This is a genomic window from Streptomyces sp. NPDC051907 (assembly GCF_040681075.1).
Classification (GTDB): Bacteria; Actinomycetota; Actinomycetes; order Streptomycetales; family Streptomycetaceae; genus Streptomyces.
The window spans coordinates 1-24262 of the sequence record NZ_JBFAYB010000058.1 but is presented as its reverse complement, the minus strand read 5'-3'; the positions used below and the strand labels follow the sequence as shown (position 1 = coordinate 24262).

The window sequence follows — 24262 nt, the reverse complement described above, 5'->3', positions numbered from 1 at the left end:
CCGGCCCCACGCTCGGGGCCGGGCTCTGCCCGCGCCCGGCGCAGGCGCGCTGCGGTTGTGCCCGCACCGGTCCCGGCAGATTCTGGAGGCAATGAATCGGGCCGGTGGCGCCATGGGCGCAGGGAACGCGGTCAGCGAGGCCGATTTCCGTGGTCCCCTCGACGTCACCCGGGCGGCCACGGTGGTCCTCGACGCCCAGGACAGGATCATCGGGGTGAGCCGCTCGGCGGAGACCCTTCTGGGCTACCCGCAGGACGAGCTCGTCGGCAAGCCCCTGGAGGACTTCCTGCCAGTGCGGGAGGGGGCCGCCGCGGCTGAGCACTCCGCGCCGACGGCCGCCGAGGAGGCCGCGCCCGCCGCGCCAGCCGCGCCCGCGTCGGGAGCGGTCTGGGACGGCGGCCCGACGCCCAGCGGCCGTGAGATCCGCCTCGCGCGCCGCCGCGACGGCCACGAGCTGCCGGTCGCGACCGTGATCTGCGAGCTGCCCGGCGACGGCGGGGCCGCCCGCGTCCTCGTCGCGACCGAGCTGGAAGGCCTGCGGCTGTGGGAGTCCCGGCTGGCCCTCATGCAGGGGCTGGCCACCCAGTCGCCCGTCGGCCTGGCCATCTACGGCAACGACCTGCGTCTGACCTGGTGTAACTCCGCGTACGAGCGCGAGATCGGCCGGCCCTTCGACGACTTCCGAGGCATGCGGGCCGACGAGCTCTACTCCAGCGGACGATTCATCACCGAGGGGTTCCCCGACACCCTCGACGCCGTGCTCCATCACGTACTGGACACCGGCCAGCCCATCGTCGACCTGCACTTCCGCGGCCAGCCGCCCAGCGAGCCCGGGTCCGAGCACCTCTGGTCGTGCTCGTACTACCGGCTCCAGGACGCCGACGGCCAGGTGCTCGGGGTGTGCGAGGACGCCTTCGACATCACCGACCGCTACGAGGCGCAGCGGCGGCTCGCACTGCTCGTCGAGGCGGGCCGGCGCATCGGCGCCGTCCTGGACGTGACCGTCACCGCGGAGGAGGTCGCCACGGTGGCGGTCGGGGACTTCGCCGACACGGTCACGGTCGACCTCGCACAGGAGGTCCTGGAAGGAGAGACGCTGGGGGCCGGCGGTCTCGCCGCCGCGACGCTCCTGCGCATCGCCTCCCGCTCCGCCGGGGCGCACGGGCCGGGCGGACCGCCCCAGAGCCGGCAGCCGTTCCCCGTCGACTATCCGCCCGGCTCCCCCCAGCGGCGCAGCCTCTCCTCGGGCGGGCTCGTCCGGGCGGAGGACACGCTGGTCGTGCCGCTGCGGGCAGGGGGCGGCGCGCTGGGGCTCATCACCTTCCGGCGCGCTCCGTCGGCGACCTTCGACGGCGGCGAGGTCGCACTCGCCGACGAGCTCGCGAACCGTACGGCGGTGTGCATCGACAACGCCCGGCGCTTCGCCCGTGAGCGCACCGCCTCGCTCGCCCTCCAGCGCCAGCTGCTGCCCCAGCACCTGCCGCAGCAGTCGGCGGTCGACGTGGCCTACCGCTTCCTGCCCACGGACGACGAGACCGGAGTGGGCGGCGACTGGTTCGACGTCGTCCCGCTCTCCGGCACCCGCGTCGGGCTCGTCGTCGGGGACGTCGTCGGCCACGGCCTGCAGGCCGCGGCCACCATGGGGCGGCTGCGCACGACCGTGCGCGCGCTGGCCCAGCTGGACCTGTCCCCCGACGAGCTGCTGGCCCGGCTCGACCGGCTGGTGGGGCAGGCGGCGGAGGAGCAGTGGGACGCCGTCGGCGCGTCCGCCGCCCCTCCCGAGGACGACGCGACGGGCGCGACCTGCCTCTACGCGGTCTACGACCCGGTCTCGCGGCGGTGCACGATGGCACGGGCAGGCCATCTGCCGCCGGCCATCGTGTACCCGGGAGGCCGTCTGGCGTTCCCGAACCTCCCGGCCGGGCCGCCGCTGGGCCTGGGCGGCCTGCCGTTCGAGTCCCTGGAGATCGAGCTGCCGGTGGGCACGTCGATGGCCCTGTTCACCGACGGCCTCGTCGAGGCCCGCGACCGGGACATCGACCTGGGGATGGAGATCCTGGGGCGGGTGCTCAGCGAGGGCGGCGACTGTCTGGAGGAGACCTGCGACCGGGCGCTGGCCGAGCTCCTGCCGGACGGCACGACGGCCGACGACACGGCGCTGCTGCTCGTGCGGACCCGCCAGCTCGGCAGCGCGCAGGTCGCGGACTGGGAGCTGCCCGCCGAGCCCGTCGCGGTGGGCCGCGCCCGGGAGCTCGCCACCGGGCAGCTGGAGAAGTGGGGACTGGCCGAGCTGGCGTTCGCGACCGAGCTCGTCGTCAGCGAGCTGGTCACCAACGCCGTCCGGCACGCCGGCGGCCCGCTGCATCTGCGCCTCATCCGTGATCGCACGCTGGTGTGCGAGGTCGCGGACACCGGCCACACCTCGCCGCACCTGCGGCACAGCGCGGAGGACGACGAGGGCGGGCGCGGCCTGTTCATCGTCGCCCAGCTCGTTCAGCGGTGGGGCACGCGCTACACCAAGTCGGGCAAGACCATCTGGACGGAACTGGCCTTCCCCTCCGGGGGATGAGCCGACGCGAGGTACGCCCGCGCGGCCTGCATCGCCGGGCCTACCGTCCCGACGCCGTGGCCGCGGAGTCCCCGGCGGGCGCGACGGAGGCGTCCGCGAACGAGTGGTGCTCGTGCGCGAAGACCCAGCGGCCCTGCTCCTTGCGGAGTCCGATCGTCAGCCGCAGACGGGTGGCGGGCTGCTCGGCGAGCTCCTTCGGCGTTCCGCAGCGCAGCAAGGCGTATGCGAAGGCGACGTCGTCGCCGGCGATCACGTCCAGGGAGAGGATCTCGAACGACGCGCCCTGCGTCTGCCACTCGAAGAACGGCGGCCATGTGTCGCGGTAGGCGTCGATGCCGCGCACGCCGTCATGGGGCGGCGGCACGTCGAACATCACGATGTCGTCGGCGTGGTCCGCCAGGACGCCTGCCAGGTCGGCGGCGTGCACCGCCTCGGCCCACTGCTCGATCAGGGTGCGGATCTGTCCTTCGTCGTCGGCCATCGTCCCGTCCTTCCTGCGGCGCGCCTCTTCCGGCGCGGATACGGCATTGGGCTACGTCCACCAGTGAGGACTGCGGCCTCCGCCGAAACTCATCGCCGTAAGCCGGCGGCGACGGCCTGCCTCGCCCATGACCGGTTCTCACTGCCGACTGCGTCGAGCGCCTGCTCACCGTCCCCCGCGGTCGGCGAGCAGGCGCTCGACGCGGTCGAACCGCTCGTGCAGCGCCCGCACCTCGGAGTGGAACGCCTCGTCGCCCTCGTGGGCGACCTGCCGGACCGCCGTGCCCAGGCGGTGCGCGTCCTGCTCCGCCTTGCCGACGAACCAGGTGGCGATGGCCGCCGTGACCATGCCGAAGCTCGTGATCCCGGCCAGCATGATCACCGAGGCGATGACCCGGCCCCAGAGGGTCACCGGATACAGGTCTCCGTACCCGACCGTCGTCGCGGTCTCGACGGACCACCACAGGGCCTTGGGGAACGAGGTGATGTTGGCCCCCGGAGCGCCTTCCTCGGCGGGAACGACCAGCGCCGACCCCGCCACCACCACGACGACGGCGCCCAGCGACACCCACAGGGCGGCCTGCGCGTGAAACGTCCGCCACCAACGGGCGCCCAGCAGACGGCTGAGGAAGAGAGCGAAGAACGACTGCTGCACGTGCGGACCCCCGGGCTGCGGGCGCGAGTTCAGGGGCGAGGCTACCGCCGCGCGGAGCCGGCGGCGCGCTGACACACTCAGGTCTGTGGCAGGAGCAGTCCGCGCCCTCCGTCATGTACGGAACACGCGGCTCAGGTGCTCCGCCAGCTCCGAGGCGTCTCCCGAGGCCAGCCGAAGGCCCACATAGCCGTCCGGACGGATCAGGAACCCGGTCGCGCTCTCGGCGCCGTAGGCGCGCTGGAACTCCCCGCGGCTGTCGTGGACGGTGGGCAGCGTCAGGCCGCCGGCCAGGACCTTCTCCCGTACGTCCGCCCGCACGTCCTGGGCCAGAATCGCGTACGCGTCCACCTGGCCGTGGGTCAGCCGCCGTGCCGCGGCCGCCAGTTCCTCCAGGTGCGCCGCCGTCGACTGCGCCGCCGTGTCCTGGCCGTCCGCGTAGAGCAGCAGCAGGTGGCCCTCGCAGGCGCGCAGCAGGTCGAACAGCCTCAAAGGGAACGCGGCGATGTCCCGCACGAGACCGCCGCAGTCGGGCGCCCGGTCGCCCGCGTCGGGCCCGCTGTGGCCGGGCGTGCTCGCTCCGACGATCGGGCTGCCGCGGTAGTCGAGCAGGAGCTGGGCTTCGCGCAGGAGGATGGTCGAGGCGTCGTCGGCGTCCGCGGTGACGCCGGCTTTCGCGTGCCGCACGGTGCGGCTCACCACTTCCTCGCCAATCGGCCGACGTTCGGCGTCGTAGCTGCTCAGCAGCTCGGGTCCGGCAGTGCCCGCGACGGCCAGGGCCAGCTTCCAGGCGAGGTTGTACGCGTCTTGGACGCCGGTGTTCATGCCCTGCGCGCCGGTCGGCGGATGGATGTGCGCCGCGTCCCCGGCGACGAAGACCCGGCCGTCGCCGTATCGGTCCACCAGCCGGTGGCTGATACGGAAGATCGACGACCAGCGGAGCGCGGACGCGGTGGCCGGCTCCGGCGCGAGCCGGTCGAGGACCGCCTGGACGTGTTCGAGCCCCGGGGCGCGGCCGCCTTCCAGACCGTGCGCGACGTCCTCGCCGCCCGCCGCCTGCTGCTCCTGCACGGAGAGTTCGGGCGGGACCAGCATGGACACGCGGTAGCGCGATGTGCCGGGCAGCGGGATGCAGACCATCAGGTCGTCGGTCGAGCCGTCGGTCATATGCATCGCGCGCACGCCGTAGCCGGCCGGCAGGCTCCAGCCGACCTCCACGTCCGCCAGCATGTACTCCTCGGGGAACGCACCGCCCTCGAAGGACAGCCCGAGCGTCTTGCGCACAACGCTGTGCGCGCCGTCGCAGCCGATGAGGAACCGGGACCGGAACTCCTCGACCTCGCCGTTCGGCGTCGCGAGCCGGCTCCAGACTCCGCCCTCGTCCTGCTCGAACGAGAGCAGCTCGGTGCCGCGCTCGATCCTGGTGTCCCAGCGGGCGAGGTGCTCTTCGAGCAGCCGCTCGGTCTCGTACTGCGGCAGACAGGCGAAGCCGTACGGGACTTCCGGCGGGAGCTGCATCTCGATGCGGAACTGCTCGACGCCGTTGACGTAGGCGATCTGGCCGCGCATCGGCGCGGCGGAGTCCAACGCCGCCCGGACCATGCCCATCCGGTCCCAGAGCTCCAGGGTCCTGGGCTGGATCCCCACGGCCTTCGCATAGGGCAGGCGGGCGGGGAGCTTGTCGACGATGCGGCAGCCCACGCCGCGGCGGCGCAGCTCAGCCGCCGCCGTCAGCCCGACCGGGCCTGCTCCCACGACCAGTACATCGGTGTGCGCCACAGCAGTCTCCCGTTGAGGGCCCCCTGTCTCCGACGCTCCTGGCCTGCCGCGCTCCCTCCCCGCCGGGCTCGTTCCATGGTCGCCCGACGCGGCGCGTCCTGCGACTCCTGCGACGTCCTCGTCCTGCGCGCTCCCCGAGGGCAGACGGCCGGTTGTCCAGCGGACGAGGGGGCCGGTCGGAAGACCGCTCGGAAAAGGCGCTCTCGATGGGAACCCCGAGGCGTCGGCCGGTGTATCAGAGACGACGGTCCCGCCGGGGGCCGTCACACCGGACCTGGGGGAGCGCATGCGTATCCGGACGACCGCCTTGTCACTCATGCTCGTCGCCGCCGTCCTGACCGGCTGCAGCGGCGATCCGCCGACGGCGCCCGGCCGGGCGGCGGGGAAAGCCGCGCCGGCCCCTCCGTCGCCCGCCCGCTTCCGCATCCCGTCGGGCGGGGATCTTCCCGGCTGGTCGCACAGCGTGGGCTTCTCGGCAGACGGCAGCGGCTTCGCGCTGCTGGCCCAGTGCACGCGGGAGCCAGCCGAGCCCGACCAGTCCAGCTGTCGGCAGCACCTCGCGGCTCTGGACGCAGGCGCCGACGCCTGGACGCTGCGCACGTCCCCGCTGCCGGACATACGCGGGGGCGACGGAGTCACGGCAGCCCTGACCGTGCTGGGTCCCGGTCGGGCCCTGGTCGCGGAAGGGGCCGGGGATCCGGACCGCACATGGTTCACCCGCGACGGCGGCCGTTCCTGGATGCCTGGGACGACGAAGCCGAGCGGCGTGGTCGGGGCGATAGGGCCGAGTGCGGCGCTTCGCGCGCAGTGCGTCGAGGAAGCCGACGAGAACAGCTGCGCCAAGAGCCGGATCGTCGCCGTCATGCCGGACACCGGACAGCTCCGTGCGCTGGCCGCCCAGCCTCCGTTGAGGGGCCCGATGGAGCCTGCCGGGGACCTGCCGGACGGCTCGCGGTGGGTCTCGGGCCTGGATCCGGAGACCGGCGCGCCTGCTCTCGCCGTCACCCGAGACGGGGCGCGCAGCTGGACGACGGCCTCCCTGCCCGGCGCCCCGCGCAGCGGCTGGAGCCTGCGGGTCGCGTCCGGCAAGGGCGTGGTGTACGCGGCCCAGCCGGGCGGCCTGCCCGCGGCGGAGCGTGTGAAGAACGGACTGCTGGCTGTCTACCGCAGCACCGACGACGGGGCCACCTGGGCCAAGGTGTGGACGTTCCGCAAGGGCCGGGAGCCGCGCTCGATCCTCGGCGGTCTGATAGCCGCCCAGGACGGGAGCGTGACCGTCCACGGCGAGCACGGCGTCCACCGCAGCACCGACGGCGGACGCACGTTCCGCCCGGCGGGAGACGGGGGTCTCGCCGGTTCCGTCGGCTGGACGCCTCTGGGATACCTGTGGAGCGACAGCTATGGCCACGGGCGCTACAGGCTCTCGGCCGACGGGGTGCGCTGGCAGGCGTTCACCCTCGGCAGCGGGTCGCACTGACGGGCTGTGCCGGGCGCGCGACCGGTCAGCCGGGTGTGTACCAGCGTTCCGCCGTGTCGTGGAAGAGCATCCGGAGCTCGGCGTCCGTGTACCCGGCGAAGGCGGCGTCGTACGCCTCGTACACCGCGTCGAACCGGTCGATCGGGAGATCGGAGCCGAGCATGCAGCGGTCAGGGCCGAAGGTCTCGGTCACGGGGAGCAGCCAGGAACGCGCCTGCTCGAGCGTCCAGTTCCCGAAGACGGTGCTCAGCGCGTCGATCCGGGTGGCGGTGTTGGGGCGGCCGGCGATGTGCTTCAGACGGTCGAGGTGCTCGCGCCGCCCCGCGTCGCTGTGGTCGGTCGGCCAGCCGAAGTGGTCCACCACGAACAGCAGCTCCGGGTGGCGTTCGACCAGCGTGGCCACGGCGTCGAGCTGGTCGCCGGTGGCCTCCACGGTGGCGACGAGGCCGCTTTCGGCGAGCAGTTCCAGGTTGGCGTGCGTCGTCTCGTCGTCGGGCGCCGATCGGGGCGTCGCGGGCGTGCTCGTGTCCCTGAGCGAGGCGGCGAGGCGTACGCGCACGCTGGTGATGAGAGGCACGTCGCGGCAACGGCGTACGAACGCGGGGAAGTCGGGGGAGGCGGGATCGCCGAGTGTGACGATCCCTCTGACGAGCCCGTGCTCGCCCTGCTGGCCGGCCGCCCACGCGGCGGCAGCCAAGGGGTCCGCGGCGCCGGCGTCCGACCAGATGACGCCGCCGACGCCGCGGCCCGCCGTGTCGCGCTCGTAGTCCGCGAGCGTGTACCGGTCGGGCAGCGCGTCGTAGTTCCCGATCAGGTCCCGCAGCACCGTGCGGTCCGTGAGCCAGAAGACGGGGTTCTCGGATTGGTCCCACAGATGGACATTGCAGTCGAGGAGGGGGCCGCGCTCCCCAGCTGTCCCGTTTGACGGCATGCCGGCCATCCTCGCCGAGGGCCGGCGGCTGCTCCGGCGTGCCGCAGGCCGACGTCGGCGCGTTTCATCCGTTCGCCCTACGCGCGGCCGGCGGCCCCGTGCCCGTGGGTCAGTTCCAGCTCTGGGAGTAGTGCATGCGGTAGCGACGACGATCTTGAGCCGACCAGATCGAGCGGGTGAGGATCAGACCGAGGAGGCTCACTGCGAGGACGACCAGTCCGGGCGCCAGGCCCTTGGGGCCCAGGTACTCGCTGAACGTGGCCAGGCCGCTGCCCGCCTGTGCGGTCTGCCCCGGGTCGAGGGGCGAGTTCCGTCCGGTGCTCGGCGGCACCGCGGCGGGGTCGAGCGGCGGCTGGGCGCCGCCGGCGCCGTTCGCGGGCGCGGTGGCGCCGATCAGAGCCACCCCGAGGTTCGACAGAGCCCGGGTCACCGGCTGGAAGTAGGTGACGCCTCCGCTGGTGCAGTCGCCGTTGCCGCCGGACGTCACGCCCAGCGCCAGACCCTGTGAGAACAGCGGGCCCCCGCTGTCCCCGGGCTCGGCGCAGACGGTGGTCGCGGTCAGGCCGGTGACCGTGCCCTCGGGGTAGTTCACGGTCGCGTTCACCGCGGTCACCCGGCCCGGGCGCAGCCCGGTGGTGCTGCCGCTGCGGAAGACCTGCTGGCCGACGAAGGGGTCCGCGGCCCCGGTGATCTGCACGCCCTTGCCGTCGCCGATGTTCACGACGTTGGCGTTGCCGGGCGTCTGGCCCTCCGCGTACTGGACGAGGGAGAAGTCGGAGCCGGGGAAGCTGCTCGACGTCGTCGCGCCGATCTGCTGACTGCCCTGCTGCTCCCCGAACCACGGGGTGCCGACGGGACCGCAGTGCCCGGCCGTCAGGATGAAGTCGCTCTGGCCGTTGGTGACGTTGAATCCGGCGGAACAGCGGCCGTTGCCGGCGAGGATCGGCTCAGCGCCGTTGACCCGCGTGGTGAACGCGCCGGGCGTCCGCTGCATCTCCACGAATCCGCCGATCCCCTCGGCGACGTCGGTCATCTGCGACCAGTCGCTCTTGGAGACGGTGCTGTCGGCCTGTACGACGACCTTGTTGGTCGCGTAGTCCACCGACCAGGCCGTGCCGGGGACGCGAGGGGCCTCGCTCAGCGTCGTGGTGGCGGCGCGGAGGTCGCTCATGCTGTGCTGCACGACGGCCGCCCGCGCCCCCGACCGCTTGACCTCGGTGGCCGCGTCGTCGTCCGTCACGGCGACGACCTGCCGCCCGTCCGCGGCGATCCAGGTGCCGGCGGTCCGCGTGTCGCCGAGATCCGAGACGAGTCGCGAGCCCAGATCGTTGTCGCCCGGGACGCCGCCGGCCGTCGTTCTTCCAGGGGGTTCGCTCGCCACGGCGCTGGTGACCATCAGTCCGCCGCAGAGCAGTCCGCCGACCGCCGCCAGCCGCGCGATGCGCTGCAGCCTGCGTCGTGCGTGCTTCATCCCTGCCCCCTGGTTCGCATCGAGCCGGCGCCGTGCGCGCCGGAGGGCCCGGTGTCAGGGGCCCTCCTCTCATACGTGGCGTTCCCGCCTGCGGTTCAGCGCGCACGGGACCAGCAGATTTCTGGGACGACAATCCCTGGTGTGAGGTGCTTTCGGTCTGATGGACGAATTAAGGTGCATGGATATACCGATGCGCCGATTGAGATGACCGCCTGGCGCTGTGAGCGTGGGGGTTGATCAGCCGGTGTCGCACGTTGCCGACGGTCGTCGTGAGGATGCTCGAGAAGTCCAGGGCCCGCAGCAGCCGCCCGGCGGCGGGGGAGTGCTCTCCCGGCTGCGGCGGACAGTGGGCCGCGTCCTGCGGGGAGAGTGGCAGGCCATCGTCGTCGCTCCTGTGAAGGAGCTCTCCCGGCGAGGGCCTCGGGGGGTGTCCCTGGCCCTGTTCGCCGTGCTCGCGGTGATCGTCCTCCATGAGATCCATCTGACCGTGCGCGGCGCGGTGGCGGTGCGGCTGCTCGGCGAGGTGAGCGGCGACCTGCCGCTGTGGCTCGCGCTGCTGCGCACGCCCGTCTCGATGTTCGTCCCGGCCGTCGACCTGCCCGTCTGGGGCGGCCTGCCCAAGCTGTTCCTCGCGTTCGCGCTGGCCGAGCTGACGATGGGCCGTACGAGGACTCTGCTGATCGCCTACGGCACGACCCTGGCCGGCACCCTCAGCGCACGCGCGATGATCGCCCTCGGCCCCGGCGGTCTTGGCCTGCCGCCGGAGGCGGGACAGGCGATCGACACCGGTCCGTCCGCCGCGGTGGTGGGACTGTTCACCTACATCGCCGTCGTCCGGCGAGCGCCCGTCCTGTTCCTGTTCACGGGCGGCGCGATGGTGCTCCAGTCCCTCGCGAAGTTCAATCTGGCCGGCCGCGAGCACCTCGTCGCCGTGGGCGTCGCCATCCTCCTCGGAGCGCTGCACGGACGCCTGAGGACCCGCCGCGCCGACCCCACGCCGCTGGGGCACTGACTACTCGACGGGCCACGTGTGCACGGGAGCGTTGAGGTGCATGTAGTCGATGTACTGTCGCGTCATCCGCCGCAGCGCCTCATGGCGGTCCACATGCGTGGTGTCGTCGATGTGGTGGAACATCTCCGCCTGCCACACGGCGCCGTTGCGGGCGGTCACGCATCGCTGCTCGATGACCCCCAGCAGCGGCTCCCGCCACGCGGCGTCCATGCCCGAGCGCTCCAGTCCCTGGTGGGCCAAGGGCAGCAGGCGACGCAGTACGAGCTCGGTCACCGGCACCTCGCCCATCCCGGGCCAGTACACCCGCGCCTCGATCCCGTGCCGTGCGCCGTTGTGCAGGTTGTCCTCCGCGGCCGAGAACGACATGCGCGACCAGACCGGCCGCTCCTCGTCGACCAGGGCGCGTGTCAGGCCGTAGTAGAAGGCGCCGTTGGCGAGGGTGTCGGCGACGGTGGGGCCGGCTGGCAGCACCCGGTTCTCCACGCGCAGATGCGGCTTGTCGTGAGTGACGGCGTAGACGGGGCGGTTCCACCGGTAGATCGTGCCGTTGTGCAGGGTGAGCTCGCCCAGCTCGGGGGTGTCGCCGCCGTCGAGCCGCTCCCTCGGGTCCTCCTCGTCGCACAGCGGCAGCAGCGCGGGGAAGTAGCGCACGTTCTCCTCGAAGAGGTCGAAGACGCTGTTGATCCACCGCTCGCCGAACCACACCCGGGGGCGCACCCCCTGCACCTTGATCTCCTCGGGGCGGGTGTCGGTCGCCTGCTCGAACAGCGGGATGCGGGTCTCGGCCCACAGCTCCTTGCCGAAGAGGAAGGGCGAGTTCGCCGCCAGGGCCACCTGCACGCCCGCGATGGCCTGCGCCGCGTTCCAGTAGTCCGCGAACTCGTCCGGCGAGACCTGGAGATGGAACTGCGTGCTGGTGCAGGCCGCCTCGGGCGTGATGGTGTCCGCGTAGGTGCGCAGCCGGTCCACCCCGTCGACCGCGAGCCGCAGATCCTCGCCGCGGGCCGCGAACACCTGCTCGTTGAGCAGCCGGTACCGAGGGTCCTCCGACAGGGCCGCCTCGCCCACGTCCCCCTGCCGCAGCGTCGGCAGGATCCCCACCATGATCAGATGCGCGCCCACCGCCGCCGCTCGCTCCTCGGCGTGGTTGAGCGCGTCGCGTATCTCCCCCTCCCAGGAGTCGGGACCGCCGGCGGTCAGCCGCCTCGGCGGGATGTTGATCTCCAGATTGAACCGGCCGAGCTCGCTGTCCCAGGCGGGATCCGCGATCGACGCGAGCACGTCGGTGTTGCGCATCGAGGGCGACCCGTCCGGGGCGACCAGATTCAGCTCGATCTCCAGCCCCACCTGCGGGCGCTCGAACTCGAAGCGCGCCTCGCGCAGCATCTGCGCGAACGCGTCCAGGCACTTCTGCATCTTGTTCCGGTACCGGCGACGGTCGTCACGGGTGAAGACCAGCGCCGGAACGTCCCGTCCCATCGGCCCTCCCGAGTTCCCTCGGCAGACGCTTCCCCCTTCAGAGTCCCACTCCCCGGCCGCCCCGACCAGTGAGAACCCCGCCGAAGCGGACCGCGCGGCGCCCTGAGCACGGTGAGGGCCGGGCCCGGACGCGGGCCGACCCCGGGCGCCGGCGGCCGCGCGCGGCCGTGGTTCCCGGGGTCGGCTGAACGATTCGCCTGCAAGGTCGCGCACCACAGGACGAGCCTCTGCACCGGAGGACGGGCCTCCAGAAGGTCCCCAGCAGGTCTCCGGAAGGCTCCCGGAAATCTGTGGAAGGCGCCCGCCGGAGGGCGTGACGCTAGAAGGTGAGGTTCCAGGCGTCGATCTTGCCGACGTCCTGCGTGGCGATGTCGCGTACGCGCAGCTTCCAGGTGCCTGCCGCGGTCTCAGAGGAGGCGTCGACGGTGTACGTCTTGCTCACGTTGTCCGCGCTGTCGCCGTTCGCGAAGTCCTCCAGCAGGTACACCGTGCCGTCGGGGGCGACCAGCGAGACGACGAGGTCGCCGCGGTAGGTGTGCTTGACGTCCACACCGACCTTGAGCGCGGCGGGCGCGTTGCCGCTGACGCCCGAGACCGCGAGGGGGCTGTCGACGGTGGCGTTGTCGACGATGGCCGTGTCGGCGAGCGTCTCGAAGTACTTGCCGGGCGGCGGGGTGCTGCCGCCGACCGCCTTGAGCGCGTCTGCCTGGCCTTCGCCGAAGAAGGAGTTCTTCGCCGTCGTGCCGGTGCAGCGGCTGTCGGACGGGCAGGCGGTGTCGGCGGCCTGGACGCCCAGCCGGTCCCGGATGTCCGCCGGCGTGTACGACGGGTTGACGCTGGCGAGCAGCGCGGCCACGCCCGCGACGTGCGGCGAGGCCATCGACGTGCCGTTCATGTTGCCGTACTTGCCGCCCGGAAGCGTCGAGTACACCCCAAAGGCGCCGTCGCCGCCCGGGGCCGCGATGTCGATGACGTCCTTGCCGAGGTTGGAGTACGACGCCTTGACGTTGCCGTTGCCCATGGCGGCCACGGTCACCACGCCCGGCAGCTCGGTCGGGATGTCGATGCAGGCGTTGGTGATCCTGCGGGTGACCGGGGTCGAGTCATTGGGGCTCGAGGAGTCGGTCGTCTTGTTCGCCAGGTCGTAGTCGGAGTTGCCGGCGGCGGCGACCTGGAGGGAGCCCTTGCCCTCGGCGTACGCCTGGGCGCGCTTGACGCCCTCGATGATGGCGGCCTGGTCGGCGTCGTCCGGGCAGTTGAACATCCACGGGTCGGTGTAGTAGCTGTTGTTGGTCACCTTGAAGCCATGGTCACCGGACCACATGAAGCCGCATATCGTGTTCTCCGCGAAGAACATGCTGGTGTCCGGCTCGGCTATGCGGACGGACGATATCTTCACGCTCGGGGCGACGCCGATGACGCCCTTGCCGTTCTTGGCGGCCGCGATCGTGCCCGCGACATGCGTGCCGTGCGTGCCCACGTCCCGCCACGCGCCGGCTCGGGTGTCGGCCTTGCCGTAGGCGCAGGAGACGGAGTCGGCCGCGTTGAAGTTGGGCGCGAGGTCTTGGTGCTGGTCGTCCACGCCGGTGTCGAGCACGCCGACCTTGACCGCGGCAGAGCCGGTGGTCACCGCCCACGCCTTGTCCGCCTTGATCTGGGTCATGTCCCAGCGGTTGGACTCGGTCAGCGTGGTCGGGCTCTGCGAGGGGTTCGCCGGCAGCGCCGGGTCGTACGCGTCGGCCGGGACGTCCGACGTCCGGGTCGCGCCGACCTGCTGGACGCCGCTGACGCCCCGCATGGCGCCGGCGAAGGCCGTCGACGCCGAGTGCGCCACGACCACGCCGATCGCGTCGTAGTGCGCGAACACCGTGCCGCCGTTGTTCGTCACCGCGGTCCGTACGGCCGAGGTGTCGCCCGGCGCGGTGATGACCAGATAGGAACGGGTGCCGGCGGCCCAGGCGGCCGTGGACGCCGAGCTCGCTGTGCTCGCGGAGCCCGAAGAACCTGAGGTCACGGCGGCGTTGGCGATCCCTGAGGGGGTTGCGAACGCGATGGCCGCGCCGAGAGCGGCGGCTGTGACGGCCGAGCGTCTGAGCCGGCTCGATATGAAGGAGATCAATGCGTCCTCCGAAGGCTCGATGGCGCTGACAGCACCAGTCGAGCCACGTGGTGTGTGGGGTGAACGCAAGATGTCAGACGATCACCCGCGAAGGGAAGTGCCTTGGCGTGTAAGGCAGTTCATCTGGCTGGGTGTCAGCCCTGGGGAGGGTCCGAAGAAGGCTGGATTGCCCCTTGTCGGGGGGTGTCGCGGCAAGGTGTACGGGCTCCGCGAGGCAGACGCGAGCGACACAGACGCGAGCGACGCAGACACCAGGCGGCGGCCGCCGGGCGGCGCCACGGCGTTCTCGCTACTGCCCAAGCCCCAGCAGCAGGGCCGCCGGAGCTGTCGAGGACCGTGGCCGAGCGCCGGCCGAGCACTCCGGTCGTGTGTCAGCCCAGTGCCCTGGTCGTGCGGCCGCCGCTGTCCCCGGTCGGCTGACGCACGACCGGCGCGGCGCCACCGGCGGGCCCGGTTCGCACCCCCGCCCGGCGTCCCTGGACCAGCAGGCTCCCCAGCGCGGTCCGCCGGTGCAGCACCGACTTTCCGGCGCGGACCGTGCTGACGAGGCCCGCGCCGCGCAGCGCGGCCGCGTGCGTCGACGCGGTGGCGTTGCTGACGCGCAGCCGCCGGGCGAGATCGCTCGTCGTGTGCTCCTGTGTGAGGAGCAGCAGGGCGTCGAACCGGGTCTGCCCGAGCACCCCGGCCAGCGCGCTCTCGGCGTCCCCTGCCCCGGCGAGCGAGAGCGGCAGGCCGGGACCGGCCGCGCAGGTCAGGAACAGCGGGCCGTCGGGGACGTCCGCGACGACGGGATGGCCCGTCCAGTGGAAGGTCGGCACCAGCACCAGGCCGCGACCGCCCAGTCTGACGTCCTGCTCCACGGGCGCGTCGAGCTCCCAGACGCCCTCGTGCAGCCGGCTGCCGGGGACCAGCTCGGTGAGCGCGGCGCCGACGCCGTGCTCGGCCACGGTCAGCGCGTGGCGGGCGAACTCGGCCCGGTGCAGGTCCTGCACCACGGGCCACACCGGGCGCAGGACCGCTTCGAAGGCCGCCTGCTGCGCCCGGCGCAGCACCTGCCAGGCGCTCGCGTCGCCCCGGTGCAGATCGCGGATCCACAGCGGCGCGGGGGACCTCCGCCGGGCGTTCACGCGCTCGAGCTCGGAGCGGACCACATCGGCAGGCGTCGCCCGGACGGTGTCCAGTCCCTCGTGGAGCGAGTCGCTGAACACGTCGAGGAAGGCGGGGGCCTCCAGCGCGGGGACCAGATCGCCCAGCGGCTCGACGGCGGCGGGCAGGGATGTGAGCAGCCGCCGTCGCCAATTGCCGAAGAGCAGCTCCTCGTCGGGGCGGAACAGCATCAGGAACGCCGAGTTGAGCTCCTGCAACGGCGCCGGCCGCGCGGCGAACCGCACCCCCGCGAAGTCGGCGGCCGTGAGATGAATCCGGATCACTGCTCTCCCCGCCGGCGCTGCGCCATCGTTTAGGGCAGGGCCTAAACCATCGCCCGTACTCCCCACCGCACACGAGCATGCAGGTCATGCCCCCGGCCATTCATCCAGGGGGCCGCCGGACGGCGCAAGGGCCGACGTCACAGAGCTCGCAGCAGAGCACGTGACACAGCAGAGCACGGGACACAGCACAAAGGGGAATGCCATGGATCGCAGTCAGCTCGACGACGGTGGGCGCACGGGCCGCGCTGATGGGCCCGAGCCGGGTCGGGACACACCCTCCGGGCACGAGGGCGGAGCGGCCGGAGTGAGCCGGCGGACTTTCGCCAGGTCGGCAGCGCTGGCCGGCGCGACGCTGGTCGCGGGCGGGGCCGCCGTCGCACACGCCGGGCCCGCACACGCCGAGCCCGCGCACGTCCGGCCCGCGGGCGCACGGAAAACGGCCGCACGGAAGGCGGCTGCACGGAAAGCGGCCGGCTTCACACCGACGCTGCCCGCGCCGACCGGCCCGCACCCGGTCGGACACACCACCCTGCATCTGGTCGACGACTCGCGGCGCGACCCGTGGGACAGCGCCATCCCCGTACGGGAGTTGATGGTCACGGTGTTCTATCCGGCCCGTGCGGTGCGCGGCTACCCCGTGGCTACGCAGATGACCGCGGGCGCGGCGAAGGCGTTCGGCGAGTTCGTACCCCTGTATGTGCACCAGGAGTTGCCGAAGAGCGGTGTGAACTGGGCGGCGACGAGCACGCATTCATACACCGGCGCTCCCGCGCAGCCCGTCCGGCGGCCGGTGCTGCTGTACAGCCCGGGCGGCGGCGAGCCGCGCACCCTCGGCACGGGGCTCGCCGAGGAGCTCGCGAGCCGTGGCTATGCGGTGGTGGCCGTCGACCACCCCGGCGACGCCACCGAGGTCGAGTTCCCCGACGGCAGGGTGCGGGCAATCGAGCTGCGCCCGGAGCCGGGCCAGGAGGCACAGCAGTTCCGCAAGATGGTCGACACTCGGCTCGCGGACCTGCGCTTCGTGCTGGACCAGCTGAAGACGCTGGCCGCCGGAGGGAATCCGGACGCCGGTGGACGCACGCTGCCCAAGGACCTGGAACGTGCGCTGGATTTGCGGCGGGTGGGCGCCTACGGCCACTCGGCCGGCGGCACGGCCGTGGCCCAGGCGATGTACGAAGACCGCCGGATCGACGCGGCGGTCAACCTCGAGGGGTATCTGGACTACCCGGCGCCGTCGCCAGGTCGGCCGGGCGAGCTGTTTCCGGTCGCCCGCGACGGTGTGGACCGGCCGCTGCTCCTGCTGGGTACGGACGGCTTCCGCGACGAGCGGTTCGACCGCTCCTGGTCGGCGATGCTCGCCCACCCGCGCGGATGCACCCGGTGGCGGCAGATCGACGACGCCATGCACTACGTGTTCACCGACTACGCGGCCATCGCGCCCCAGTTGCAGGACGCCGGCCTGATGACCGCCGACGGCCGCGTCCAGCTCGTCGGGCCGATCGCCCCGGCGCAGTCGACGCCCCTGGTGCGCAGGCGCGTGCTCTCCTTCTTCGCCGAGCACCTGCCCGTGCGCTGAGCATCTGTCCGTGCGCTGAGCACCTGCCACTGCGCCGAGCGCACGACCGTCGCGGCCCGGTCCGTACGACACCCCCCGTCGGGGCGTCGGCCGGACCGGGCCGATCCGGGTCGCGTCAGGCGGCGGGCATCAGCACCCGGGTGGTTCCCTCCTCCTTGTTGTTGTGCCGGTCCGCCCAGTTGGTCAGCGCGGTGCTGCACGCGTGGTCGAGATGGCGCAGACCGGCCAGGTCGAGATCGATGTGCCGGTCCTTCGGCAGTTTCTCGAGCGCGTCCAGGATCCGGGGGAGCCGCAGGAAGGTCGCGTTGCCCGAGACGACCACCCGCAGGGCGTCGCTCCGGTCCGCGTCCTCGTGGACGTCCACCTGGACGTGGGAGGTCTCCCATGCCGTCTTGGCGACGGCGAGGAGCAGCCCCGCCACCACGCCCTCGAACATATTGGTCGCGACGATCGCGACGGCCGTGGCCACCAGGATCACCGCCTCGCCGCGGTGCTCCCGCCACAGCGGCCCGAGCGCCTTGAGCGGAATGAGCTTCCAGCCCGAGAAGACGAGGATGCCCGCGAGCGAGGCGACCGGAATGAGGCCGAGAGCGGCCGGCAGGAGCGCCGCGAACAGCAGCAGCCAGAAGCCGTGCAGCACCCGTGACGCCTTGGTCTGGGCGCCGGCCTGGACGTTGGCGGCGCTGCGCACGATCACGGCGGTCATCGGCAGAGCTCCGAGGACGCCGCAGACGGTGTTGCCCGCGCCCTGGGCCATCAGCTCCTTGTCGTAGTCGGTGCCGGGCCCGGTGTGCAGCCGGTCGACGGCGGCGGCGCTGAACAGACTCTCCGCCGACGCGATGAGAGTGATGGCGACGACGGTGCCGACCGCCCCGACCAGCCCGGCCTCGGCGATCTGGACGAGTCCGTCCGTCGACGGCAGCCGGATCGAGTCCAGCAGCCCCTGCACCTCGACCCGCTTGACGGGCAGGGCGAACAGCGCCACGACGGCGGTCGTCAGCGCCACCGCGGCCAGCGGCGCGGGCACCACCCGGACCTTCGCCGGCAGATGCCTCCACAGCGCCATGATCGCCACGGTGACCGCGCCGAGCGCGAAGGCGATCAGCGCATCCGTGGAGCCGAACGTCCGGCTGAACATCCCGGGCAGGCCGGCGAAGTTGGCGGGGCCGGAGCCGGGCGCCTTCGCGTCGGCCATGGCGTAGAGCTGACCGGCGATCAGTACGAGGCCGATGCCGGCCAGCATCCCCTCCACCACGGCGATCGAGATCGCCCGGAACCAGCGGCCCAGCCGCAGCGCGCCCATGGCCAGCTGGAGCACGCCCGCGATCAGGACGAAGACGCCCAGCGCGGGGAGGCCGAATTCGTTGACGGCTTCGAGGACGAGGACGGTGAGCCCGGCGGCCGGCCCGCTGACCTGGAGGCTGCTGCCCGGCAGCAGCCCGGTGACCAGCCCGCCGACGATGCCGGTGACCAGTCCGAGCTCCGCCGGGACGCCCGAGGCGACGGCCACGCCGACGCACAGGGGCACGGCGACGAGGAAGACGACGACGGACGCGGTGAGGTCGGCTCTCAGCGTCGCGGCCGAGGGCCGTTGCGGACGCTGCGCGCCGGTCCTATGTCGTCCGCGATTCCCGCGCTCGCGGGTGTCGGCGGGCTTCACAGCGGAAGGAACGCGTCGTCGTGCGGCTGACGGGCGAGCACGGCGCCGGTGTCTATCTCGTAGAACCAGCCGTGCAGGCTCAGCCGTCCCTCGGCGGCTCGGCGTGCGACGCACGGGTAGTTCCGCAGCCGTTCGAGCTGCCTCACCACATGGTGCTGTACGGCCTCGGCGATGGCGGGCGAGGACGGGCTGGTGACGAGCGGCGGGGGCGACGCGCTCTCCAGCCAGCCCCGGACCGCGGGGACGGAGGAGAGGTCCTCGCGGCGCACCATCGCGCCGACTGCGCCGCAGTGGGAGTGGCCGCAGACGACGATGTCGGCGACGTTGAGCACCTCGACGGCGTACTCGACGGTGGCCGCCTCGCTGGAATGCCGGTCGGGGGAGTGCTCGGGGATGATGCTGCCCGCCGTGCGGAGCTCGAAGAGCTCGCCGGGGCGGGCTCCGGTGATCAGGGAAGGGATCACCCGGGAGTCGGAGCAGGTGATGAACAGCGCTTGAGGGGACTGTCCGTCCGAGAGCCGGCCGAATTCGTCGGCGCGGGCGGCGGCCCGGTGCTTGAAGGCACGGGCATTCTTCAAGAGCGTGTGCATGGGGGTGTGTTTCCTCCATCGTGCGCTGAGCACGCGGTGGTGGTCGTCATGTGTCGGATCGCAGGTGCTGGACGGTGGGGGAGCCGTGCGGAGTCGACGGATCCTTCAGAGGCGGGACGCCCGTGGCACGGCTGGCCGTGCCGCGGGAGGCCGACCGGCGCGACCAGTGGGACCAGCGTGTGACGGTCCGGCCGGCGGACTGCTCGGCTCGCTTCTTCTTCGGGAGGGGGACGCCGCGCCTCTTCTCTGGGAAGGGGACGTCTCGTCGAGGGAGTGGGGGTGGTCCCAGGACGATACGGCGACGGTCGGCTCGGCTCTTCCGGCGGCGGATTGGGCCGCGTCGGGAAGCGAGCAGACCGGGAGCGACGTCGTGCACGGCGAGGCGAGCGGGTGAGATGCCGCTGCGGTACGCCGTGTCACGGTCCCTCCCTGCTTGCAGAGCCCAGTCGTTCGTCTGACTGGAAAGTAAGTCCAGCCTCAGCAGTCACTGTTGCATCAGGGAGGCCGGAAAGTCAGTGATTCGTTAAACATTTGTGAGCGTCGCGCTACTTGACATGTCCCGAAAGTGAGTGCTACTCGAAGTTACTGCAGGTGAGGCGCTGAATCGTTTCGGCGATCCGGCGGGGTGTGAGCCGCGACACTGCTCCGTGCCTGGTCACGAGGGTGTGCAACTGCCGCGACTCGCACGGAAGTTGGACCTGGGCGGACGATCCGGACGCCCCCTTCGCGAGCCGCCCGCGCCACGGCGCGGCCGCGTCGAGCAACGGCCTGCGCGCTTCGCAGGCCGACGTCCGTCGCGCCGACAGGCGCGCGCCTCACTCGTCGTCGGCTGCCAGGCGCTCTGCCCGCGCCGTCGCGTCCTGCGCCTGGCGGCGCGCCGCACGGGCCGCGGCGCCGGCCTCCTTCGCGCGCTCGCGCGCCTCCGCCGCGCCGTCACGGGCGGCTCTCTGGCGCGCCTCGGCCCGCATGAGCTGCTCGGCCAGCTCGGCGGTCTCCTTCTCGGCCGCCTGGAGCAGCTTCTCGGCTCGCTCCTGCTCGGTCTCGGCCTGGGTCAGCTCCTTGTGCAGGGACGTCGCCCGCCGCTCGGCCGCCTTGGCGTCCTTCCTGGCCTCGGCGAGCCGTGCGCGCTGTTCCTTGCGCGCCTGCCTCGTCGCCTCGTCCGTCGCCTTCGCGGTCTTCTCGGCCTTCTTCGTCGCCTCGGCGCCGGCCGGACGGGCGGCGGCCTTGGGGCTCGCAGGCTTGGGCGGGACGGCGTCCGGGGCGGCGGCGGTGAAGCCGACGGGCGGGCTGAGCGGCCTGACCAGCCGGCCCGCCGCCCACTCCTGCGCCGCCTCCGGGTCGGCCAGCACCGCGTGCAGGGTGTTCTCGACCTCGTGCAGAACGGCGTCGCTGACCGGGTGGCCGGCGTCCGCCGCGAGCTGCCTCGTCTGCCGGGCCAGCGCGCCGATCACGGCGTGCTGCTGGCGGCTGAGCTCGCGCAGCTGCTCGCCGTCGAGTGCGCGGTGCGCCTGGCGCAGGCCCTCGCCGAGACCGATCAGCATCTCGACCTGATCCGGCTTCTGACGCACGAGCAGATTGCTGGCCCAGGCGGCGAGCGTCGGGCGGCGCAGCGCCTGGATCTGCCGGGCCAGCTCGCCCTCGCCCGCCTCGCGGGCCGCGGCCGCGTGCTCGGATCTCGCCGCTGTGAAGTCGCCCGGGGCCAGTGCGTACAGCTCATCGGCGACGGTCTCCAGGTCCACGGGCTCAGACCGGCTTCGAGGCGTCGGCGGCCGCCCGCTCGAAGACGAGGATGGTCACACCGTCGCCGACGGTCCGGCACTCCGTCAGCCGCAGCCGCTTCTTGTCGGTCGTGGCGCCGAAGAGGCGCTTTCCGGCCCCGAGGACGACGGGGAAGACCATCAGCCGCAGCTCGTCGACCAGATCGTGCTCCAGGAGCGCCTGGACCAGCTGGGCGCTGCCGTGCACGACGATGTTCCCGTCCTGCGCCCTCTTGAGGCTCGCGACCTCCTCCTCCACATCGCCGCTGATCACGGTGGAGTTGTTCCACTCGGGATCCTCGAGCGTGGAGGAGAAAACGTATTTCGGAATGCTGTTGAGCCTGTCGGCGAAATCGCCCTCACGCGAGGGCCAGGCGGCGGCGAATCCGTCGTACGTGCTCCGCCCGAGCAGCAGCGCGTCCGAGGCCGTCGTCTCGTCGAGCTTGAACTGATTTCCCTCCTCTCCTCTGTCGATCTCGAAACTCCAGCCGCCGTGTCTGAAGTCCTCTCCTCCGCCCGGCGCCTCCATGACTCCGTCGAGCGAGACGAATTCGGTGACGACGATTCTTCCCATGCTGACCTCTCCTCTCGGCGTTCCCATGAATCGCGACGCATTGATTGTGTCGCTCATGCAGTCCCTATTCGCGCGACGAAAGGCCCCGGCGCGCCGCGGGGCGCTCGCCGCTGTCCGGCCGCTGCCCGATCAGGCGTCGAACGCGTCCGAGCCGTCGGGTGTCCGCGCGGCGCCGCAGCTCTCGCCGTCGTTCTCCCCGGATTCGGGCGGGCGCCTCGACGGCATCGCGAATCTGTCGTTGCGATCCCACACTGCCGCGCCGACTCCGTGCGCTGTCCTGATCCCCTCGGTCTCCAGGAGGCGGGCGTGAGCAGACCGGCGTCTACGCATGTGTAGAAGGAAGCTGGTCAGTCGAGACCGTACGGCTCCGGCCCGGTCCCGGCGACGCTCGTCGGCTGCTTCGCTGCCCGCTGGCCGCCAGTGGTGCGTCAGACTGCCGCGTGAAAGGTGAACATCGCGTCCGTGAACGGTTGGTGACGGCGTGACGGCGTGGAAACAGGAGCTTCGTATTCCATATGATCGACTCATCGTGGACCGACGTTGACACTCTCCGTGGTCGAACGCTAACTTCACGGCGTCGTCGCCACACCAGGAGCACAAGGCTCCTCTGGGACTAGCGACGCGAAGGACGAACTCACGTTGACGACTGAGACCGTCTTCGAAAGCCGGCCTTTCACTCCGCTTACCACAGCGGCCCAGATATTCACCGTTCAGCCCTACACCCCGCACTGCCAGGTGATCTCCGACGAGGGCGACCATGCCGTGATCGGGGTCTCTCCCGGAAACAGCTACTTCTCTGCGCAGCGCATCAACGATCTCGCCCATTGGGGAATCGAGCGCTTCGACCGAGTGGACATCGTGTACACCGATCTCCATGTGGCCGAGATGTACGAGGCGTTCGGATACGCCGAAGACGACGCCCGACGCAAGGCCGTGAAGAATCTGCGCGGCGTACGGGCCAAAGTGACCAACGCCGTCGAGGCGTTCGGGCCCACGGGCGGAAGGCTCCGAGCCCACCCCATGTCCCACTTCCTGGACAACCCCGCGTACCAGCGGATCCATGAGCACATCGGGTCGCTCCTGGAGGCGGACGCGGAGTTCCGGGCGACCTGCGACGCGCTCGTGGACTCCTTCCTCTCCTCCAAGGTCCTGGACGGGAAGGCCAGTACAGCGCGGCAGCGCGAGGTGTGCCTGAAGTACATCCGCGCCGAGGCCCCGCTGTTCCTGGACACCCCCGCCATCGTGGGGGTCCCCTCCTCGCTCAACTGCTACCACCAGCTCCTGCCGATGGCCGAGCTCCTCTACTCGCGAGGCGCGGGACTGCGCGCCTCCCGGAACCAGGGGCATGCCATCGTCACCCCCGCACAAGGAGAAGCCGATGTCCGTTGAGACGCTGCTCGACTCGCCCGCCAAGCCGCTGGTCGACTTCCCGTTCTCCTGGCGCGGCGACCGACTGCCGAACGAGATCGACGAGCTGCGCGCGGAGGCCGTCAAGCGGGTCCGCACGATCGCCGGCGACGAGGCATGGCTGGTGTCCTCCTACGCCCTGTGCAAGCAGGTCCTGGAAGACGAGAGGTTCAGCCTGAAGGAGACCTCCGCTCCCGGCGCGCCGAGGCAGTACGCGCTGACGATCCCGCCCGAGGTCGTCAACAACATGGGCAACATCACCGGCGCCGGGCTGCGCAAGGCCGTGCTCAAGGCCCTCAATCCGAAGACCGACGGCCGGGTGGAGTGGATGCGGTCGTCAGCCGCCGAGCTGGTCGACGCGCTGACGGCCAAGGGCGCGCCGGCGGACCTGCGGACGCAGTTCGCCAATCCGTACTCCGAGGCTCTGCACTGCCGCCTCCTCGGCATCCCCTTCGAGGACGCCCCCCGCCTGGCCCAGAGTCTGGACATCGCGTTCATGAACTCCGCCTGCCCGGTCACCGGGGCGAAGCTCAACTGGGACCGCGACATGGCCTACATGGTGGAGCGCCTGGACGACCCCGCCACCACAGGGCTGATGGCCGAACTGGCCGCGCTGCGCGAGGATCCGCAGTACGCCCACCTCACGGACGAGATGCTCGCCACGGTCGGTGTGACGATGTTCGGCGCGGGGGTGATCTCCACGTCGGCCTTCCTCACCATGGCCGTCCTCGCCCTCGTCCAGCGCCCCGAGGCACGGGAGGAACTGCTCGCGGACCGGAGCAAGATCCCGGCGGCCGTCGACGAGCTGCTGCGGATCAACCTGTCGATCGGCGACGGTCTGCCGCGGCTGGCCCTCGAAGACGTCGCCCTGGGGGACACCCTGGTGAAGAAGGGCGAGTTGGTCCTGGTTCTCGTCGAAGGCGCGAACTTCGACCCCGACGTGTTCGCCGATCCGCACCGGATGGACCTCGACCGCGAGAACAGCACGGCCCATCTGTCCTTCGGTGGCGGCCAGCACTACTGCCCCGCGACCGCGCTGGGCAAGAAGCACGCGGAGATCGCGGTGGAGACACTGCTCGACCGCGTGCCGGATCTTCGGCTCGCCGTCCCCGTCGAACAGCTCGTGTGGCGGACCCGGTTCATGAAGCGCCTGCCCGAGCGGCTGCCGGTCATGTGGTAGCCCACCCAGTCGCCGCGTGCGGCGGGGCCCGTCGTCGCCCCCCGCGACGGGCGGCCCCCGCGGCGCCAGCCCCACCATCGCACGGGTCACGGGCCCGCGCCGGACATCGGGGCGGGCGC

The 24262-nt window shown here is 71.9% G+C and carries 19 protein-coding genes; 7 read left to right on the top strand and 12 right to left on the bottom strand.

Annotated elements, in window-relative coordinates; genetic code table 11:
• Positions 1-112 precede the first annotated feature (112 nt).
• Complete coding sequence (locus tag AB0M39_RS26545) at positions 113-2569, top strand: SpoIIE family protein phosphatase (RefSeq protein WP_365368431.1); 2457 nt, start codon at positions 113-115, stop codon at positions 2567-2569.
• A gap of 40 nt (positions 2570-2609) precedes the next feature.
• Here AB0M39_RS26545 and AB0M39_RS26540 read toward each other — a convergent pair whose 3' ends face one another.
• The 3 genes from AB0M39_RS26540 to AB0M39_RS26530 form a co-directional block, all read right to left on the bottom strand.
• Positions 2610-3050, bottom strand: a complete 441-nt coding sequence (locus tag AB0M39_RS26540; RefSeq protein ID WP_365368406.1) for an SgcJ/EcaC family oxidoreductase — start codon at positions 3048-3050, stop codon at positions 2610-2612.
• 165 nt (positions 3051-3215) lie between these two features.
• Positions 3216-3704 carry a potassium channel family protein gene (locus AB0M39_RS26535; RefSeq protein ID WP_365368405.1) on the bottom strand — a complete coding sequence of 163 codons (489 nt, stop codon included), beginning with the start codon at positions 3702-3704 and terminating at the stop codon, positions 3216-3218.
• Between the two features lie 111 nt (positions 3705-3815).
• On the bottom strand, positions 3816-5480 hold the full coding sequence (locus tag AB0M39_RS26530; RefSeq protein WP_365368403.1) for an FAD-dependent monooxygenase: 1665 nt from the start codon (positions 5478-5480) through the stop codon (positions 3816-3818).
• A 286-nt stretch (positions 5481-5766) separates the two neighbouring features.
• Here AB0M39_RS26530 and AB0M39_RS26525 point away from each other — a divergent pair, with 286 nt between their 5' ends.
• Entirely contained in the window at positions 5767-6957 is a 1191-nt protein-coding gene (locus AB0M39_RS26525; RefSeq protein WP_365368402.1) for an exo-alpha-sialidase, read from the top strand.
• A gap of 25 nt (positions 6958-6982) precedes the next feature.
• Here the strand turns inward: AB0M39_RS26525 and AB0M39_RS26520 are convergent, their stop codons facing one another.
• Together AB0M39_RS26520 and AB0M39_RS26515 are read right to left on the bottom strand one after the other, a co-directional pair.
• Positions 6983-7888, bottom strand: a complete 906-nt coding sequence (locus AB0M39_RS26520) for an amidohydrolase family protein (protein WP_365368401.1) — start codon at positions 7886-7888, stop codon at positions 6983-6985.
• Between the two features lie 109 nt (positions 7889-7997).
• On the bottom strand, positions 7998-9359 hold the full coding sequence (locus AB0M39_RS26515; RefSeq protein WP_365368400.1) for a S1 family peptidase: 1362 nt from the start codon (positions 9357-9359) through the stop codon (positions 7998-8000).
• 244 nt (positions 9360-9603) lie between these two features.
• Here AB0M39_RS26515 and AB0M39_RS26510 point away from each other — a divergent pair, with 244 nt between their 5' ends.
• The gene (locus tag AB0M39_RS26510) at positions 9604-10371 is read left to right on the top strand and encodes a hypothetical protein (protein WP_365368399.1); all 768 of its coding nucleotides are present in this window, start codon (positions 9604-9606) and stop codon (positions 10369-10371) included.
• On the opposite strand, the gene AB0M39_RS26505 is transcribed toward AB0M39_RS26510, so the two are convergent.
• The 3 genes from AB0M39_RS26505 to AB0M39_RS26495 form a co-directional block, all read right to left on the bottom strand.
• The gene (locus tag AB0M39_RS26505; protein WP_365368398.1) at positions 10372-11850 is read right to left on the bottom strand and encodes a glutamate-cysteine ligase family protein; all 1479 of its coding nucleotides are present in this window, start codon (positions 11848-11850) and stop codon (positions 10372-10374) included.
• A 319-nt stretch (positions 11851-12169) separates the two neighbouring features.
• Positions 12170-13969, bottom strand: coding sequence for a S8 family serine peptidase (locus AB0M39_RS26500; RefSeq protein WP_365368397.1), 1800 nt, complete (start codon positions 13967-13969; stop codon positions 12170-12172).
• A gap of 371 nt (positions 13970-14340) precedes the next feature.
• Entirely contained in the window at positions 14341-15399 is a 1059-nt protein-coding gene (locus AB0M39_RS26495; protein ID WP_365368396.1) for a helix-turn-helix domain-containing protein, read from the bottom strand.
• A 304-nt stretch (positions 15400-15703) separates the two neighbouring features.
• Between AB0M39_RS26495 and AB0M39_RS26490 the strand changes: the two genes are divergently transcribed.
• On the top strand, positions 15704-16975 hold the full coding sequence (locus AB0M39_RS26490; RefSeq protein WP_365368395.1) for an alpha/beta hydrolase: 1272 nt from the start codon (positions 15704-15706) through the stop codon (positions 16973-16975).
• A gap of 115 nt (positions 16976-17090) precedes the next feature.
• Here the strand turns inward: AB0M39_RS26490 and AB0M39_RS26485 are convergent, their stop codons facing one another.
• The 4 genes from AB0M39_RS26485 to AB0M39_RS26470 form a co-directional block, all read right to left on the bottom strand.
• Positions 17091-18548, bottom strand: coding sequence for a SulP family inorganic anion transporter (locus tag AB0M39_RS26485; protein ID WP_365368430.1), 1458 nt, complete (start codon positions 18546-18548; stop codon positions 17091-17093).
• 83 nt (positions 18549-18631) lie between these two features.
• Entirely contained in the window at positions 18632-19225 is a 594-nt protein-coding gene (locus tag AB0M39_RS26480) for a carbonic anhydrase (RefSeq protein WP_365368394.1), read from the bottom strand.
• 815 nt (positions 19226-20040) lie between these two features.
• A complete protein-coding gene (locus AB0M39_RS26475) occupies positions 20041-20964 on the bottom strand; it encodes a hypothetical protein (protein ID WP_365368393.1) in 924 nt (307 codons plus the stop codon).
• Between the two features lie 4 nt (positions 20965-20968).
• Complete coding sequence (locus AB0M39_RS26470) at positions 20969-21556, bottom strand: dihydrofolate reductase family protein (protein ID WP_365368392.1); 588 nt, start codon at positions 21554-21556, stop codon at positions 20969-20971.
• Here AB0M39_RS26470 and AB0M39_RS26465 point away from each other — a divergent pair.
• The 3 genes from AB0M39_RS26465 to AB0M39_RS26455 all read left to right on the top strand — a co-directional run bounded on the left by AB0M39_RS26465 (position 21555) and on the right by AB0M39_RS26455 (position 24143).
• The gene (locus AB0M39_RS26465) at positions 21555-21866 is read left to right on the top strand and encodes a hypothetical protein (RefSeq protein ID WP_365368391.1); all 312 of its coding nucleotides are present in this window, start codon (positions 21555-21557) and stop codon (positions 21864-21866) included. The genes AB0M39_RS26470 and AB0M39_RS26465 overlap by 2 nt on opposite strands.
• 329 nt (positions 21867-22195) lie before the next feature.
• Complete coding sequence (locus AB0M39_RS26460) at positions 22196-22945, top strand: tRNA-dependent cyclodipeptide synthase (protein ID WP_365368390.1); 750 nt, start codon at positions 22196-22198, stop codon at positions 22943-22945.
• The gene (locus AB0M39_RS26455) at positions 22935-24143 is read left to right on the top strand and encodes a cytochrome P450 (RefSeq protein WP_365368389.1); all 1209 of its coding nucleotides are present in this window, start codon (positions 22935-22937) and stop codon (positions 24141-24143) included. Before AB0M39_RS26460 ends, AB0M39_RS26455 begins: the two co-directional genes overlap by 11 nt.
• Positions 24144-24262 lie beyond the last annotated feature (119 nt).